We start from the raw sequence: 16,570 nt of genomic DNA, 5'->3' as shown, positions 1-16,570 counted from the left end.
CGCTACCTTGTTACGAGGAGATAATGTTTCTTACTAAGATCCACACCAAATAAAGATTCCAATTTATCTTTCAACCGATATTTCTTATATTGCTTTGGTATTCCATTTTTAGGTCGTGGTACGAACACCTCTGAATCGGTATTTTCGAAGGAATTAAGCATAACCGAAGGATGGGTTCCAATAAATTTACGCATAATATCAGGATCAATTTCATCATAAGAAACCTTGTCCGCATTGCGCCCCCAATAGACACTAACACGATCATCTTTCGCCTGTAACTGAGCCGTTGTTCTAGTCCATCCATAGTGATACATCTTCACTCCAGGTCGCACTGCTTTAGGATAACGTCGGGTTTTCCGACCATCTAAAACAATCCAATATAAGCCATCAGGAGCATATGTCCGTATTGAGTTTTTTATGATTCGAGCTTCAGAACGATACCAATGAGATGAATCAATATAGGTATTTTGATTTCCATAAAAGTGATAATAATCAAATGCAATTGCTTCAACTTCATCATCTTCTAAATACTGTTCACATACTTGTCGAATTTTGGGAAGATCCGTCTCATGTACAACTTCGTCCGCTTCGATATAGAATGCCCAGTCGCCGGTACAACTGAATTGGGCGATCATTTTTTGCTGCCCATAAACATAACCGCGCGCTTGCATTTTATCATTCCACACGGTTTCGATAATTCGTATCTTATCGCTCTCTATACTTCTAAGTACGTCAAGAGTATTGTCCTCGGACTCACCAACCGCGATCACAAACTCGTCAACAAGAGACAATACAGATTGAATGCTCTGAACAAACGGATAACCGAGTAACACGCCATTCTTGATAAAGGTAAAAGCACTAATTTTCATTAAAAAGCCTAACTAAAATTTTAAAGACATTTTAACAGCAGAAGTGCCTTCTCGTCCTCTACAAATCACCCCCAAATAAATCACGGGTATACACTTTTTCTATCGTATCGCGAATATCATCCGTAACGCGGTTTGCTACAATCACATCTGCCACCTCTTTGAATGTCGCTAGATCATTAGTCACTTTGGAATTAAAGAAGCTTTCTTGATCTAACGCAGGCTCATAGACAACAACCTCAACTCCTTTCGCTTTTATTCGCTTCATTATTCCTTGTATTGCAGAAGACCGAAAATTATCAGATTGGGCCTTCATCACTAGACGATAAATGCCGACAACCCTGGGTTTTTGTTTCAATATTTCACTAGCTATAAAGTCTTTACGAGTGACATTTGCATCGACAATTGCTCTGATCAAATTGTTTGGGACCGCATCGTAGTTCGCTAAAAGTTGCTTTGTGTCTTTCGGTAGACAATAACCACCATATCCAAAAGAAGGGTTATTGTAGTGTGATCCAATTCGAGGGTCTAACCCTACGCCTTCGATAATTTGTCGTGTATCCAAACCTAATGTTTCGGCGTAAGAATCTAACTCATTGAAATACGCAACACGCATCGCCAAATAAGTGTTCGCAAATAGTTTTATCGCTTCAGCCTCACTGGAGTCCGTCAACAGCACATCGATGTCGGTTTTATCTGCCCCTTGTTCTAAGAGATTAGCAAATGCAGCTGCTCTTTCAGATCGCTCCCCAACGATGATGCGTGAAGGGTTCAGGTTATCATAGAGTGCTTTACCCTCTCTTAAAAATTCGGGTGAAAAAATGAGGTTCTCAGTATTAAAGTGAGCCTTAGCTTGCTTTGTAAAACCTACGGGAATAGTAGATTTTATCACCATAACAGCATCTGGATTAATCTCAACAGCAAGTTGAATAACACTTTCTACATTCTTAGTATTAAAGTAATTCGTCTCTGGATCATAATCTGTTGGTGTTGCAATAATGATGTAATCGGCGCCAAAAAGTGCTTCCTCATGAACCAATGTCGCCTTAAAATTTAATTTTTCTTCCATTAGATAGCGCTCAATATCATCATCTACAATTGGCGACTCTCCGTTATTAAGCATTTCAACCTTTTCAGGAAGTATATCTAACGCAATAACTTCGTTATTTTTCGCTAACAACAACGCGTTAGAAAGCCCGACATACCCGGTTCCGACTACTGCTATCTTCATAGTGCCTACCTTTAACAATGGATATATTTAACTTCCTAGCTTACGGGACGTCTACTACACTTACGTTAAAACTGTTTTTCTAAAACTATAGCTACTAAAACAAAAAATAGGACAACTATATGAAGTTTGAACTCGTTGATCGTCAGGGCTATATTCCAGAGTTAACGTACGGTACAGGAGGCTCAGAGATGTCCGCCTTTGTTCCAAACCACTATGATTTTAAGCAAATGGACTTCGATAACGGCATAGGCAAAGTGTCGATTGATAACCATGTCTGGCATTTTTACTTTACGGGGGAAGGAATCGGCGTCGAACTAGTCGATGGTATTGTCACTCTAAACGAAGCGAACCGATTCCTTGCAACAATCAAAGAACACATCTGGGGCACAAAGCACGAAGAAGTACAAATGATGATTGCCGGTGAACGCCCTCACTAAAACCCCTCTAGCGCGACAGCGAAAATGGTGAGCGCTAAATATCAAATGCTACAGTCTCAGCATTCTCACCATTCGCTTCGCCCATTGACTCCAAGAACCAACATATACGTATTTGGCTTCAAAGCCTGCATAATTCATTGCTAATATATTATGACAAGCCGTCACACCCGATCCGCAGTAATGAACAACTGGAAGATTTGTAGTTTTCATTTTTAAGTCGCTACCCCCTCCTCCGAGAAGCGCGCTAAACTCTGTATTAATTAGATTTGCAGCTTTAAAAGTCTGCTTTTCATCTAAATTATCAAAAAAAGGTCGATTTAGTGCGCCTGGAATATGGCCAGCAACCGGATCCATGTTTTCGTTTTCACCGTTAAACCTGTCCTTCATACGCGCATCAAGCAAAATATACTGATTGGATTCAAAGCTCGTCACTATTTGTTCTTCGTGAATGAGCCATGGAAATGAGACCTCAATAGGTACACGCGTTACAATATTTTCAGGTAGGTTTTGAGTTACTTTATTTCCAGATCGAAGCCACTCTGGAAAACCCCCATTTAAAACCCGCACCGAGATACCTTGCTGGGCCAGCATCCACCACGCACGCGCAGCAAATGCGCCACCCATATCGTCGTAAACTACCACTTCACTGTTTAGATCAATGCCCCAGTTTGATATTTGCTCACTGAACCGCGCCGCAGAAGGCAATGGGTGCCTGCCTGTCAGCTCTGACTCCTCTCCAGCCAATTGACTATGCAGATCAACAAAAATTGCATCCGGTATATGGGATTCATTGTAAACACGAGCACCTTTTTCCAAATCTGTTAGATAAAACCTACAATCCAGTACGACCAAATGCCTCTGTCCTTGCATTGAAGCCAGCTCATCCACCGATATTAGTGTTTTTATTGTCATATCCCACATCCTCGATATTCAATTAGCGCAAAAGAATTTTATAGACAGACTACTTAGCTTTCGATGTTTTTGCTATGATTCGCTCTCTAAATTCCACTCTTTTAGCGTATTCATGAAACGAATTGACATCCTTCTCACGGAATCCGGTCTAGCAAAATCCCGCTCACAAGCGCAATCTTTTATTAATCAAAAAAAAGTATTCGCACTGATTAATGGGTCATGGCAGCCCGTCAATAAGCCAAGCCTTAAACTGGATGATGACACGCCACTAGACATTAAGAAGGATGAATCAGACAAGTATGTATCCCGTGGAGCATTGAAATTAGAAGGCGCCTTAACGCAGCATAAAATTGACTTTAGTAACTTAACGATCCTAGATGTCGGTCAATCAACCGGAGGGTTTACAGACTGTTCATTACAGCATGGCGCTCAAAAAGTAGTAGGCGTAGAGGTAGGACATGATCAACTGGATTCCTCCTTGCGAAGTAATCACAAGGTAATCTGTTTTGAGGGTATGAATGCGCGTACTCTAGTTAAAGAAGATCTTGCACCTCACTGCCCAAAAGAAGGGTTTGATGCCATTGTTATGGACGTTTCCTTTATTTCACAAACAAAAATCCTTCCTCAGCTTCCTTCTCTTTTGTCTCGGTCGGGAAAATTGATTACGCTTGTTAAACCTCAATTTGAAGTCGGGCAAGAGTTTGTAAGTAAAGGAGGTATTGTGAAAAATCAAAAACGCGTTCATCTCTTAAAAGAAGAAATGACCTTATTTGCTCAACATCTAGGCTTTGATATTCTTGCATACGAAAAAAGCGTAATAAAAGGCGGTGACGGTAATCAAGAATACCTGATGATCGCCATGCTAAAAGACTAAGACCAAATAAAAAACACGACATCTAACGATAGTTAAGCGACATCCTCATATGGAAGCGATTCTTTAAGTGCGATTTCGTTTGCTGCGTTAGATTCTAGTTCATTGATATAGCGGCGCACCATAACTAAAGCAATACAGCCGAAGATAACCGAACCTACTGCCTGTCCCATCCACACACCTTTTTCATCCATAAACAAAGTAAAAAAAGAAATCAGTGGCCAAGTTCCCAATGTAGCACGACAAAAGTTCAAAGCAGTTCCGCTAAAGGGTCTACCTAAACTATTAAAAGCAGCAATAGCAATAAACATAAGACTTTGGAATAAAAAACTAAATGAAACATATGTCGCAAAAAAGCGAATCATTTCAGCAGTTTCATTCGAAGCACTAAACGCCGAAATTAGCCACTCTTTCGACCAAAATAAGCATAAACACACAATCGCAGTATATGAAAAAGAATAAGTCACCGCACTCGATATCGTGTTATGCATTCGATCGAAGCGCCGTGCACCATAATTTTGACCTAAAATCGGCCCAACAGCACCAGTCAAAGCAAACAAACCACCAAATACAACCGGAATGACGCGCCCTACAATGGCAACCGCCGCAACCACATCATCACCGTAGCTAGAAGCATATTCCATTACAATCACGTTTGCTAAAGGAGAACAAATATTGGTTAACATCGCTGGCAATGCGATAAAGGAAATAGGGCGAATGTCTTTTATAAAATCCATTAGGTCAAACTCGCCCAGCATTTTGTGGATCTGCACAACACCATAATAACTCACCGCAACCATAGAAAAGCGAGCAATCAGAGATGCAAGTGCCGCTCCTTGAACGTCAAGGCGGAATAGAAAGATTAAAATTGGGTCCAATACCGCATTAACAATCCCTCCTACCAAAGTGGCGTACATAGCACGTCGTGCATCACCAAGCGCGCGCATAATGCCTGAACCAATCATACCGATCATGACCGCGGGCAACCCCAACATCACAATCTGTAAATAATCTGTCGCCAGATCAAGCGTTCTTCCGTAAGCGCCGATATAAAGCAGAATATGAGGGATTTTTGGCCACACCAAGTAAACCAGCACGGTCGAAAAAACAATACCATAGGCCAGTACATTCACCGCGCGCCTTTTTGCAAGCTCGATGTCGCCACTGCCTATCGCGCGTGACACCATTGCAGCAGCAGCTATGGAAACCGCAATGCATATAGAAATGGTAAAAAACATAATGGTGCTGGCGAAACCGACCGCAGCAACGGCTTCCTTTTCATCCAGCATAGAAAGGAATAGCATATCGACAAGGTCAACTAGGAACATAATCATCAGCCCCAATGCCCCAGTGAACGACATAGTAACAATGTGTTTTAACGTTGAACCTTGCGTAAAAGTTGCCTGTTTAGGCATGCCAGAGCCTCTGAATCTTGCGGTTATGCTGAGTAAAAACAATTCGCGACATTCTACCTAAGACCAAACAAAAAAGCCGAACATATCGCTCGGCTTTTCATATTTTTAATCACTTTTTAAATATTTTTTGATCAATTAGTGCACATCATTACTCTGTTTGCCGAAAACGATTTTTTCAACATCTGTGAACCTCTCTGCAAAATGGACTGAAATCCCCTCTTTTACTGACTCCGGCAATTCTTCAAAGTCTCGACGATTTGCTTCTGGAAGAATGACTTCATTTATCTTACTTCGCTTCGCTGCAATGATCTTTTCTCGTATTCCGCCAACAGCCAAAACTTGACCTGTCAGAGTTAATTCCCCTGTCATCGCTAATGGGCGGTTTACCGTTTGACCTTTTGCCAAAGACATTAATGCCGTTGCAATCGTGACACCAGCGCTAGGTCCATCCTTTGGCGTTGCACCTTCTGGAACATGCAAATGAATCAAACATTTGTCAAAAAACTCTGGAGTACTTTGATAACTTTTCGTATGCGACAAAACATACGAGTAAGCGATCTCAGCAGACTCTTTCATAACATCGCCCAATTTACCCGTCAATTTCAGACCTCGTGTGAGTTCATGAACTTTGTTCGCTTCAACAGGCAACGTTGCACCTCCCATCGAAGTCCAGGCTAAGCCTGTTACAACCCCAACGCCTTTCAATGTTTTATCAGGGCGAAAATATGGCATGCCTAATAGCTCTTCGATGTCTTTTACCCCGACGTTAATGCTGTCCGTTTCAGTTGTCAGCAGTTGCACTACAGATTTTCTTAAGATCTTTTGCAAGAGCTTGTCTAGCCCACGTACACCCGCCTCGCGAGCATAAAACTCAATCACATGCTTTAGCGCTGCATCTGTTATGTTCAGTTGTTTCTTCAGCAATTTATTTTTTTTGAGCAGTTTTGGCCATAAATGCTGCTTGGCAATTGCCAGCTTTTCTTCACCAATATAACCGGATAGACGAATAACATCCATCCGATCTAACAAAGGAGCAGGAATCGTGTCTAATTGGTTCGCGGTACAAACAAACAACGTCTTAGATAAATTAATGCGCATATCCAAGTAATGATCCAAAAACTCACTATTTTGTTCTGGATCAAGTGCCTCTAATAGCGCAGAGGCAGGGTCGCCTTGAAAAGAAGAACCGATTTTATCGATTTCATCGAGCATAATGACTGGGTTCTCAACCTGAACATCTTTAAGAGCTTGAACAAACTTACCCGGTAACGAGCCAACATAAGTTCGGCGGTGTCCTTTAATTTCAGATTCATCGCGCATCCCCCCTAAACTAAAACGGAAGAACTTTCTATCCAATGCCGCAGCGACGGATTTACCAATCGACGTTTTACCGACACCAGGTGGACCGACCAGCAACATGATGGATCCACCCATTTCTTTACGATGAGCCCCTAATGCCAAAAATTCGATGATTCGATCTTTAACATCATCTAGGCCTGAATGATGTGCATTCAAAACATCTCGTGCTTTGGATATATCTAAATTGTCATTTGAATGAACACCCCAAGGCAATGAAGTAGCCCAATCTAAATAATTGCGAGTAACGCCATATTCCGGAGATCCTGTTTCAAGAATGCTGAGCTTGTTCAATTCTTCCTGAATTTTCTCAGACACCGCATCGGGCACTTCCTTTCCATCCAATCTCTCTTGAAAGGTATCCACATCAGAAGTTCGATCATCTTTAGAAATACCCAACTCTTTTTGGATCACTTTAAGCTGTTCTTTAAGAAAGAACTCTCGCTGATGCTTACTAATTTTGTCATTTACTTCAGCAGAAATTTCTTTCTGCAGGTGGGCAATTTCCAACTCCTTTTTAAGTAAAAGTAAGGACTGCTTCATTCTATCTATTACAGGTAGCGTACTCAGCGCACCATACAGCTCATTTGGCTCTGCTGAAGTAATTGACGCAGCAAAGTCCGCTAGCAATCCAGGCTCGTTGAAAGAAAAACGTCCCAAATATTGACGCAAATCTTCACTAAACAACGGATTTATGCGGATAAGCTCTTTAATAGCATCAAGTATTGCAATCGAATAAGCTTTGGCCTCTTCATCGGCCACGGTCGAATCATTAATGTAGCGCACTCTTGCTAAATACGGCGCTTCTTTATCTAACCATTCAACTATTTCAATACGCTTTAGCCCTTGCGCTAAAAAAGTAATTTTTTCGTCTTGCTTTTCTGCCTTATGAACTCTTGCTACACACCCGATTTGTTTAAAATTTTCAACGTTTGGCGCGCCACTTGACGTTTTTTCAGCATAAATCAGCCCGACTGCGGCTTGCGGAAACTCCGCGATCCGCTCCAGCGTATCTTCCCAAGGTGCGGCATCAACCATAACAGGCTGTACTTGAGCAGGAAAAAATGGTCGACTCGATACAGGCAAGATAAACAAGGTTTCAGGTAACACATCGTCAGGCAAAGCAAGCGCTTTAGGGTCGCTAATCACAACCTCATCTGCATCTGAGTCAATGATTTCACTCTCTGGTTGCTCATATACATTGTCATCACTCATTCACTTTTCGCCTTATACAAAAACGCCACTTATTAGAAACGAGACTAAAAAACGTTTTAAGTAGCAAAATATTAATCGATGGAAAATATGTAGTGTCGAAGACAGAAATTACAACCTTCTGCAAACATTTCTCAAAACTGACTTAGCAGACAGGAAAATTGCATCTGCTTGAAAAGCCTATGATATGATTAGCTCATAGTTATAGAGGGAAAAATCATGACACGAGACGAAATTCTAACAAGTTACACTGATGTTTACCTTGTTGAACACCCATTTGTTAAACATAAACTGACCAGTTTACGAGATAAAAACACCAGCACTCGCGAGTTTCGGATGCTTGTAGAAGAACTGGGTACGCTCATAGGTTATGAAGCAACTCGTGATTTAGAGACCATCGATATTGAAGTCGAAACACCACTAGAAACAGCTCTGAGCCCTGTTTTAAAAGGGAAAAAACTCTGTATTGTAACCATAATGCGCGCAGGTAATGGCCTAGCGGAAGGTGTTTTAAAGCTTTCTCCCTCGGCTCGTGTAGGGCATGTTGGAATGTACCGCGACCCAGAAACAAAACGCCCAGTAGAATACTATTTGAAAATGCCTCACTCGGTCGAAGAGCGCACTATCATAGTGGTCGACCCTATGCTCGCCACAGGAAATTCTGCTATCGCTGCGATTGATAAAATGAAGGCCATGGGAGCAAAAGACATACGTTTTATTTGCTTATTTGCCGCACCAGAAGGAATTGAAGCATTTAAAACAGCGCATAAAGATGTGCCAATATACGTAGGCTCTATCGACAGAGAATTAGACGAAAAAGCCTATATTCGCCCTGGCGTAGGAGATGCGGGAGACCGAATCTACGGTACACAATAACCAGAGCGCATTATTATTTAGGATAGCTTGCAAAGTTAAAGTGGCGATATTAAAACATCTATCGTCCCTTTAACTTTAATCGTCCCTTTAACTTTAATCGTCTCAACGACAAAAGCACTCGCTTCAATTTTTCAGCGCTAAAAATGCTCCCGCACCAATCATGACAGAACCCGCTCCCTGATTCAGGCGACGTTGTGCCCTTTGTGTTTTCATGACACGGCGAGCTTGTGATGCACTGTATGCAATCAAAGACAAGCCAAGCATCAAAGCCACATAAGCCAGCAATGACGTTATAACGATGTCTTGCGAGTTTAATAAAGTCACATCTAAGAACGTCGGTAAAAACGCAATATAAAAAAGAACAACTTTCGGATTAGATGAGGAAATAGCAAAACCTTGGAGAAGCCCTTTTAGTGCAGACTCGCGGGGTGCAGAAGCACCAGCCTCATCATCGACGACTTGAAGTGGCGACACCCACATTTTCCAGCCGAGATAGACCAGATAAGCGGCACCGATAAAACGAATGGCTAAAAACACTTCTTCCCAACGCGTTGCTATGGTTGCCAAACCAAAGCATGCCATAACCAAATAAACGATGTCACCCAGCGCCATACCTGCTGACAGAGGCAAAGCACTTTTAGCGCCAGACATCATGCTTCGCGCAATAATAGCAAACACACCAGGCCCTGGCGTTATGCTAAAGATAAATACCGCGATGCTAAAGGTAATGGCGCTTTCAAGGGTCATTCTTACTCCAAGTTTTTTCTATTGCTTAATCGTCGATTCCACAGACGGCAAAAACCATTCGTTTAATGAAACTTTTTGCATCATCGTACATTTCATCGTCAAGCTCTGGAGTACGTAAAAGAATTTTCACCTGAGCATCAAAATCTGCATACGTCTGCGTCATAGCCCAAAGACTAATAAACAAATGTTCGACAGGTACCGGCTTCATTAAACCATCTTCAACCCAACGCTCTATCGTCTCACTTTCTTTTTTAAGCTCTCCGACAAAATATTCTCGCAAGTATTCAAGAACATAAGGCTCTTCGCCAATCAATGCCATTGCAAAGACTTTCGAAGCATTGACGTGATTCTGTGATTGTTCGATTTTTTCGCTAATATAACGAGTCAGACATGCCTTAGGGCCATCTTCGTATTTAAACTGACTTACAGAATTGAGCCAAAGCGCAAGAATCCGCCCTAAAACGGCTTCTAAAAGGTCTTTCTTTGATCGGAAGTAATAATGAATATTTGCTTTCGGTAAGCCTGCTTCATCTGCAATCATTTGCGTTGTTGTTTTTGTCAGTCCCTGACGAGCAAATACTCGTTCAGCAGCCTCTAAAATTAGTTTTTCATTTTGAGCTCTAATATGAGCTTTAAGCTGATCTTTCGCACGTTTTTCTTCAGACAAAATAGCCACTCACTAAGTTATTTTATTAATGGGAAGAAGCATCCTGCAAGGATAGATGATGATTCGATAGGTTTCATTCAGAATCACTCTACTAGTAAGGTAGGTATTTTAACGCCAAAATAAAAAAAGGGGAGCTTTTTGCTCCCCCATTCCCCTCACAGCAGTAAATTTAGCGTAGGCAATCGCTAAATTACAAACCGCTGCACCACATTGGCACAATAAAGACTATAACGATCAATGTTTGAACGCAACATTTTTCTGACCGATCGTTCAGGTTTTTTCTTTTGTTGCGCTTTTTCCACGTTTTCCGTATACAACCAGACGGTTTCTTCCTTTCTTTTTTGCCTGATAAAGCGACTCATCTGCTTTCTTTAAAGTTTCATACCCTTCATCTTGACCGCCTCCCAAGGCAAGTCCAAAGCTTGCCGTAACAGAAACACGCTTCTTACTATCACGATGAACAACTTCAATTTGCTCATCTTCAATCCAGCTTCGAATGTGATCTAACTCTTCTTCGGCTTTTTCTACCTTTTTTCCTCGATATAACACAGTAAATTCTTCACCACCGTATCGGTAAACAGATCCGTAATGACATTCATCAGCCAAAATACTGGAGACGCGTCTTAACACTTCATCGCCCATATCATGACCGTAGGTATCGTTGAACTTTTTAAAATGATCTACATCCACCATCGCTATTGCGTAAGATTTCGGCAGCGCCATAAAGTCTTCATTTAACGATCTACGAGATGGAAGCCCAGTAAGCTCATCGCGATACGCCATTCGATGACTTTCAACAAGTAAAAACCAACACCAAAGAGCGCCCTGAGTCACAAGGATAAGCTGTATTTGATTTACATCGAGAGGTAGGTAATGCATAACAATCAATGCAACAGCACTGACTAGAACGCTTGCTGAAAATCGATCATTTTGCAGTATCGCCCGTGTGCATATGACTCCTAGTACAACAACCTCAATAACCATTAGCAGGCTTGATCGAATTGATTTTTCAACAATAGGCACATCCATTTGATCCAATTTATCAAACGAAACCCATTCCCGAATTTCAGCCATATTCCACAACACGAGCATGCCAATAAATAACAAACGGTTAAATGAAAAGCGGTTGGCGAACCCTTTTTCACTTACTAATCCAGCAATAAACAGAGCAATAAGTGAGACAGTCACAAAATCAGAAATACTGTGATTAGGGAACTGTTTTACCATAAGCAACGGATAACATAACGCAAATACAACGAGGATCAGTCGTCCTTTATTAAAGCGCCACGCCAATCCAAATAGAACTAAAAAAGTAGACAGCAATACAACTGGCAAGGTTTGCTGCCAAACAGGAGGAATGATATTCATTTGCGCGCTCGCCAACACGCCGATGAGAAGAAACACAAAAGGAAGGAGTAATACTTTGATCACGTCGGGCATGATTATCCAAGATATTTATTCAATAGATCGAGAACTTCGATGATATACAGCCAATATATTGCCCCCAAAACATTTAAATTTCATTAACATTATCGCTATTCAAATTAGTTCAGAGGTCACTATGGGTTTACTCATCGACGGAAAATGGCACGATCAGTGGTATGACACAAAAGCAAACAAGGGCAAATTTGTTCGAAGTGAAGCTCAGTTTCGCAATTGGATTGTACCAAATTCATTATATGACAAAAACAACCCTAAGTATTTTCCCGCAGAAGCCGATCGCTACCATCTGTATGTTTCGCTGGCATGTCCATGGGCGCATAGGACGCTAATTTTTCGCAAATTAAAATCTCTTGAAGACGTTATTAGTGTATCGTGCGTTCACCCAGATATGCTATCAAATGGATGGGAGTTCAAAAAAGATTCACATTTCTTAGACAGCGAGGTGGAAGCAGGAGACCCTCTTTATCAATCCAAATTTGCATATGAAATCTACACCAGAGCGGATTCTCAATACAGTGGTCGAGTAACGGTTCCCATTCTATGGGATAAAAAGGCACAAACAATCGTATCAAACGAATCATCCGAAATTATACGCATGCTGAATGGCGCCTTTAACACACTGACAGGCAACACCCTTGATTTTTATCCCGAAGCACTGCAAACCGATATAGATCAAATAAATGAGAAGATTTACCATACGGTTAACAATGGTGTTTATAAATCCGGGTTTGCAACAACTCAAGAAGCTTATGAAGAGGCTGTAATGCCTTTGTTCGACGCCTTAGAAGGTATCGAAACATTATTAAGCCAGCAAAAATATTTAGTAAATGACTCTTTAACAGAAGCTGACTGGCGTCTGTTCACGACATTGATTCGATTCGACGCGGTTTACCACGGACATTTTAAATGCAATCTAAAACGAATCATCGACTATCCAAATATCAATAATTATCTACAACGCCTTTATGATATAAATGGAATAAGCGGCACTGTAAACCTGTCTCACATTAAGCGCCATTATTATTATAGCCACGATATGATTAACCCAAGCAGAGTTGTCCCTTTAGGCCCTACTCAGCTATTTAAAGGCGTTTATTTATAATTATTAACACCAAACTGCTATTTTCAACAATTATAAACCTCTACTTTTAATAGAGAATGCTTTTACACATTCTCTATTAAAATCAATTACTAAAGAGCAAGCTTATACTCGTTATTTAGCTGGATGGCTTTTCCAATTACGCAAAAACTGTAAAAATACATTTTTTTTTGAGATAATCAAAAAACGTTCTGTGCAGACTAAGCACTTCTCTGCCATCATTTTTAACGATATTATACTTTGCAGTCCTTATGGAAAGAAAAATTCTTTGGATCATCTCCTTTGCCCTTATTTTCGTACTTTGGGTAAAAATCGATCCGTCAGCCACAGAATCCTCAAAGACAAAAACTTTGTCTGAAAATGCACCTCAACCTTCTGACACTGAAGCTCGAAAAAACGAACCGCGTGCAGAAAACGTGCAAACAAAAACCTTGGCAGAAAAATCCACCGGAGAAGTAACCAATACACCTTCAGAAACGAAGGACACCGTTATATCAAAAAAAGACGATAGCAAAAATACATCAAAACCAAATGCAGGCGAACTAAGTGACGCGCCTCTTCCTGGAAGCAGTGACGACGAAAAAGCCTACTTTGATACTCACCCAATTAATCAAGATAAGCCTGACTTTGCGGCAATAAGCGACGTAAAAACGCGCAAAGAAGCGTTTTTCGATTACCTTACTCCCTTCATTAGAGAAAAGAATACTTTATTGCTAGCGGACCGAAGCCATTTAAAGCACTTACTTGACGACTTAAACAACCTATCATCTACAGATATTAGTTGGATCAACAAACAACGAAAATTACACAGGCTTGTTTCCACTGACAAACTTGAAAAGCATCATATTGAGACGCTTTTAATTAAGCTCGATATTATTCCAGCATCCCTTGTTTTGGCTCAAGCCGCCAACGAATCTGCATGGGGCACATCAAGATTCGCGCTAAAAGGAAACAACTACTTCGGACAATGGTGCTTTAGAAAAGGATGCGGTCTTGTACCCAGCTCAAGAGCTGATGACGCAGCGCATGAAGTTCGAAAATTCACGGATGCTCGTCAGTCTGTTTTCGCTTATATCGATAACTTGAATTCAAATGCCGCTTATAAAGAATTAAGAGCTATTCGAGCAAATTTAAGATCGACCCATCAAAATATATCCGGAAAAACGCTCGCCGCTGGACTAATACGCTACTCTCAACGAGGACAAGCCTATGTTGACGAGATAGAAGGTTTAATTCAATACAATCGCCTATGGCGCTTCAACAGAGAAATTGACGGCTACGTAAGTACTGCGTCAAACAACTGATATATCACTAGAGACAACATTCAGAATCTATAAGCTCAATATTGTTATATCACACTAATAAAAGCAGCAGTTTTGACAACTTGCTCAGGATTTCCTTATCTTCGGGGTGGCAGTCATGCAACCTCATCATTTACAATGACGCGAATTTATTTATTTTGACAAAACGAGGAAGGTTCCATTGACCCGTTTACCTGTTATCGTTGGCTTTGGCGGAATCAATTCAGCTGGACGTACATCATTTCATCACGCTTACCGTCGTATTGTTTTCGACTTATTACCAAGTGACACCCAGCAGGAAGTACTATTAGATCTCGCTACACTGACCAATATGGCAGAACACAAAAATGGTATGTGGCTTACGCAAGATGGCGAACAATTGGATGCCAATACGCTGATCGAATCCATCGGCGAAGAACTGCTAGCAAAAACACTTATCAGAAGAATACACCCGAACCTTTTTGATGTTGACAACGTAACCGTCCATAAAGCGACTTCTCTAGACTCTGCAGACAAAAACGAGAAACTCAGTTTTTCCATAAAAGCAAAATCATTGCCTAACAATACGCCCGCAAACTGGCAAATTCAGGAAATCGATTCCAACCTAGTAAAGGTAACGGTTGACGGCGGATTAGACACGTTTTTTAAGGACACAAAAGAACTTTCAGTTAAAGCTGCGGGTCAGCTCCCTACTGGCTTTGATCCATCAAAACTCTATCAAAGTCGCAACCATCCCCGTGGTTTACAAATGACCGTTTATGGCGCGTCCGACGCTATTCGCAGCACCGGAATCGATTGGGAAACCATTCGTGATAGTGTGCGCCCTGATCAAGTGGCTGTCTTTGCTGCGAACTCTATTGGCCAAATGGACGACCTCGGTTTTGGAGGCATGTTAAAGTCTGCATTGCTGGGTAAAAGAACCACGTCTAAGCATCTACCTCTTGGCTATGCTCAAATGCCAGCAGACTTTGTTAACGCTTATATAATGGGTTCAACCGGAACCGTTGGTACTTCCATCGGCGCCTGCGCAACTTACTTTTTCAATTTAGAAAAAGCGGTTGATGGCATCAAATCTGGAAAATTTCGTGTAGCGATGGTTGGCGGCAGTGATGCACCAATAACACCCGAGATTATAGAAGGCTTCCGTACGATGGGCGCACTGGCAGAAGACTCTGCTCTCTTGGCACTGGATCAGTTAGCAAATCAAAAAGAGCCGGATCACACTCGCACATGTAGACCTTTTGCTCAAAACTGTGGTTTTACTATTGGCGAATCCAGTCAATGGACGCTCATAATGGATGACGAGTTGGCCATCGAACTTGGGGCAGAAATCCACGGCGCTCTTCCTGCGGTATTTTCCTATGCTGATGGACACAAAAAATCGATTTCCGCTCCAGGCATTGGTAATTACTTAACCATGAACAAAGCAATGGCCTACTTAAGATCCTTGCTTGGTGAAGAATCACTGAAAAACAAAACATTTATACAAGCCCACGGCACCAGTACACCTCAAAACCGCGTAACTGAAAGCCATGTATTAAGCGAAGCTGCAACCAGCTTTGGCGCTTCTGGCATCCCAGTAACTGCCATGAAAGCATTCCTTGGACATTCACAAGGTACTGCAGGTGGAGATCAGTTGCATCTTTCTTTAGGCGTCTGGAAAGACGGTATTTTACCCGGAATAACCACATCTGAAGCCATTGCAGATGATGTGTATACCAAAGGCTTGCATTTTCAGTTAGAGCATCAACATTACGGTGTAGAGCATTTCGAAGCAGCGCTTTTGAATTCGAAAGGGTTTGGAGGTAATAACTCGACTGCAGTATTGATCTCGCCCCACAAAGCATACGCATTGCTTAAGAATCGCTACGGTAATGAAGTACTTGAGCGCTATACTAAGCAATTGGAAAAGAACAAAAACGTAGCGGAAGAGTACAACCAATCCGCGATTAGAGGGGAGACCAAACCTATTTATCGATTTGGTCTCGATGTATTAGGAGGCGATCAACTTGAAATAAGTGATTCTCACATCCGTTTACCCGGTTACAAAATGGAAGTGGATCTCAATGTTGAAAGCGAATATGGCGACCTGTCTTAAACATTTCTAACGAACTCGCCATCAAAACACTCTTTTTGA

General features: G+C 41.5%; 14 protein-coding genes. 6 read left to right on the top strand and 8 right to left on the bottom strand.

Annotated elements, in window-relative coordinates:
* Positions 1-2: 2 nt before the first annotated feature.
* A complete protein-coding gene (locus DFP79_RS14200; protein ID WP_133504608.1) occupies positions 3-869 on the bottom strand; it encodes a glycosyltransferase in 867 nt (288 codons plus the stop codon).
* A gap of 58 nt (positions 870-927) precedes the next feature.
* The gene (locus tag DFP79_RS14195; protein WP_133504607.1) at positions 928-2,097 is read right to left on the bottom strand and encodes a nucleotide sugar dehydrogenase; all 1,170 of its coding nucleotides are present in this window, start codon (positions 2,095-2,097) and stop codon (positions 928-930) included.
* A 119-nt stretch (positions 2,098-2,216) separates the two neighbouring features.
* Between DFP79_RS14195 and DFP79_RS14190 the strand changes: the two genes are divergently transcribed.
* Positions 2,217-2,534 (top strand): hypothetical protein, encoded by a 318-nt coding sequence (locus tag DFP79_RS14190; protein WP_133504606.1) that lies wholly within the window; start codon positions 2,217-2,219, stop codon positions 2,532-2,534.
* A gap of 48 nt (positions 2,535-2,582) precedes the next feature.
* Here DFP79_RS14190 and DFP79_RS14185 read toward each other — a convergent pair whose 3' ends face one another.
* Complete coding sequence (locus tag DFP79_RS14185; protein ID WP_133504605.1) at positions 2,583-3,446, bottom strand: sulfurtransferase; 864 nt, start codon at positions 3,444-3,446, stop codon at positions 2,583-2,585.
* 112 nt (positions 3,447-3,558) lie between these two features.
* Between DFP79_RS14185 and DFP79_RS14180 the strand changes: the two genes are divergently transcribed.
* Positions 3,559-4,320, top strand: a complete 762-nt coding sequence (locus tag DFP79_RS14180; RefSeq protein WP_133504604.1) for a TlyA family RNA methyltransferase — start codon at positions 3,559-3,561, stop codon at positions 4,318-4,320.
* Between the two features lie 32 nt (positions 4,321-4,352).
* Here DFP79_RS14180 and DFP79_RS14175 read toward each other — a convergent pair whose 3' ends face one another.
* Both DFP79_RS14175 and lon read right to left on the bottom strand, forming a co-directional pair.
* The gene (locus tag DFP79_RS14175) at positions 4,353-5,732 is read right to left on the bottom strand and encodes an MATE family efflux transporter (RefSeq protein WP_133504603.1); all 1,380 of its coding nucleotides are present in this window, start codon (positions 5,730-5,732) and stop codon (positions 4,353-4,355) included.
* Between the two features lie 135 nt (positions 5,733-5,867).
* Complete coding sequence (lon, locus tag DFP79_RS14170) at positions 5,868-8,303, bottom strand: endopeptidase La (protein ID WP_133504602.1); 2,436 nt, start codon at positions 8,301-8,303, stop codon at positions 5,868-5,870.
* A 216-nt stretch (positions 8,304-8,519) separates the two neighbouring features.
* Here lon and upp point away from each other — a divergent pair, with 216 nt between their 5' ends.
* A complete protein-coding gene (gene upp, locus DFP79_RS14165) occupies positions 8,520-9,176 on the top strand; it encodes a uracil phosphoribosyltransferase (protein ID WP_133504601.1) in 657 nt (218 codons plus the stop codon).
* Positions 9,177-9,299: 123 nt separating this feature from the next.
* On the opposite strand, the gene DFP79_RS14160 is transcribed toward upp, so the two are convergent.
* From DFP79_RS14160 to DFP79_RS14150, 3 genes are all read right to left on the bottom strand, one after another.
* Positions 9,300-9,923: a LysE family translocator gene (locus DFP79_RS14160; RefSeq protein WP_133504600.1), complete on the bottom strand. Its 624-nt coding sequence runs from the start codon at positions 9,921-9,923 to the stop codon at positions 9,300-9,302.
* Positions 9,924-9,948: 25 nt separating this feature from the next.
* Positions 9,949-10,599: a TetR/AcrR family transcriptional regulator gene (locus tag DFP79_RS14155; RefSeq protein WP_243730279.1), complete on the bottom strand. Its 651-nt coding sequence runs from the start codon at positions 10,597-10,599 to the stop codon at positions 9,949-9,951.
* 261 nt (positions 10,600-10,860) lie between these two features.
* A complete protein-coding gene (locus DFP79_RS14150) occupies positions 10,861-12,030 on the bottom strand; it encodes a GGDEF domain-containing protein (RefSeq protein ID WP_133504598.1) in 1,170 nt (389 codons plus the stop codon).
* 121 nt (positions 12,031-12,151) lie between these two features.
* Between DFP79_RS14150 and DFP79_RS14145 the strand changes: the two genes are divergently transcribed.
* The 3 genes from DFP79_RS14145 (at position 12,152) to DFP79_RS14135 (ending at position 16,531) form a co-directional block, all read left to right on the top strand.
* Positions 12,152-13,135 carry a glutathione S-transferase family protein gene (locus tag DFP79_RS14145; RefSeq protein WP_133504597.1) on the top strand — a complete coding sequence of 328 codons (984 nt, stop codon included), beginning with the start codon at positions 12,152-12,154 and terminating at the stop codon, positions 13,133-13,135.
* 248 nt (positions 13,136-13,383) lie between these two features.
* Positions 13,384-14,436, top strand: coding sequence for a glucosaminidase domain-containing protein (locus DFP79_RS14140; RefSeq protein ID WP_133504596.1), 1,053 nt, complete (start codon positions 13,384-13,386; stop codon positions 14,434-14,436).
* Between the two features lie 178 nt (positions 14,437-14,614).
* Positions 14,615-16,531 (top strand): beta-ketoacyl synthase, encoded by a 1,917-nt coding sequence (locus DFP79_RS14135; RefSeq protein ID WP_133504595.1) that lies wholly within the window; start codon positions 14,615-14,617, stop codon positions 16,529-16,531.
* The last annotated feature ends 39 nt before the right edge of the window (positions 16,532-16,570 follow it).

The organism is Marinomonas balearica (assembly GCF_004362145.1).
Lineage (GTDB): Bacteria > Pseudomonadota > Gammaproteobacteria > Pseudomonadales > Marinomonadaceae > Marinomonas > Marinomonas balearica.
Note: the sequence above shows the minus strand (reverse complement) of the source record. Positions and strands in the feature narration are given on the sequence as shown.

Excerpts from the sequence above, each read along its gene's own strand:
- DFP79_RS14200 (WP_133504608.1), bottom strand. The coding sequence starts at position 869 with ATGAAAATTAGTGCTTTTACCTTTATCAAGAATGGCGTGTTACTCGGT.
- DFP79_RS14195 (WP_133504607.1), bottom strand. The coding sequence starts at position 2,097 with ATGAAGATAGCAGTAGTCGGAACCGGGTATGTCGGGCTTTCTAACGCG.
- DFP79_RS14190 (WP_133504606.1), top strand. The coding sequence starts at position 2,217 with ATGAAGTTTGAACTCGTTGATCGTCAGGGCTATATTCCAGAGTTAACG.
- DFP79_RS14185 (WP_133504605.1), bottom strand. The coding sequence starts at position 3,446 with ATGACAATAAAAACACTAATATCGGTGGATGAGCTGGCTTCAATGCAA.
- DFP79_RS14180 (WP_133504604.1), top strand. The coding sequence starts at position 3,559 with ATGAAACGAATTGACATCCTTCTCACGGAATCCGGTCTAGCAAAATCC.
- DFP79_RS14175 (WP_133504603.1), bottom strand. The coding sequence starts at position 5,732 with ATGCCTAAACAGGCAACTTTTACGCAAGGTTCAACGTTAAAACACATT.
- lon (WP_133504602.1), bottom strand. The coding sequence starts at position 8,303 with ATGAGTGATGACAATGTATATGAGCAACCAGAGAGTGAAATCATTGAC.
- upp (WP_133504601.1), top strand. The coding sequence starts at position 8,520 with ATGACACGAGACGAAATTCTAACAAGTTACACTGATGTTTACCTTGTT.
- DFP79_RS14160 (WP_133504600.1), bottom strand. The coding sequence starts at position 9,923 with ATGACCCTTGAAAGCGCCATTACCTTTAGCATCGCGGTATTTATCTTT.
- DFP79_RS14150 (WP_133504598.1), bottom strand. The coding sequence starts at position 12,030 with ATGCCCGACGTGATCAAAGTATTACTCCTTCCTTTTGTGTTTCTTCTC.
- DFP79_RS14145 (WP_133504597.1), top strand. The coding sequence starts at position 12,152 with ATGGGTTTACTCATCGACGGAAAATGGCACGATCAGTGGTATGACACA.
- DFP79_RS14140 (WP_133504596.1), top strand. The coding sequence starts at position 13,384 with ATGGAAAGAAAAATTCTTTGGATCATCTCCTTTGCCCTTATTTTCGTA.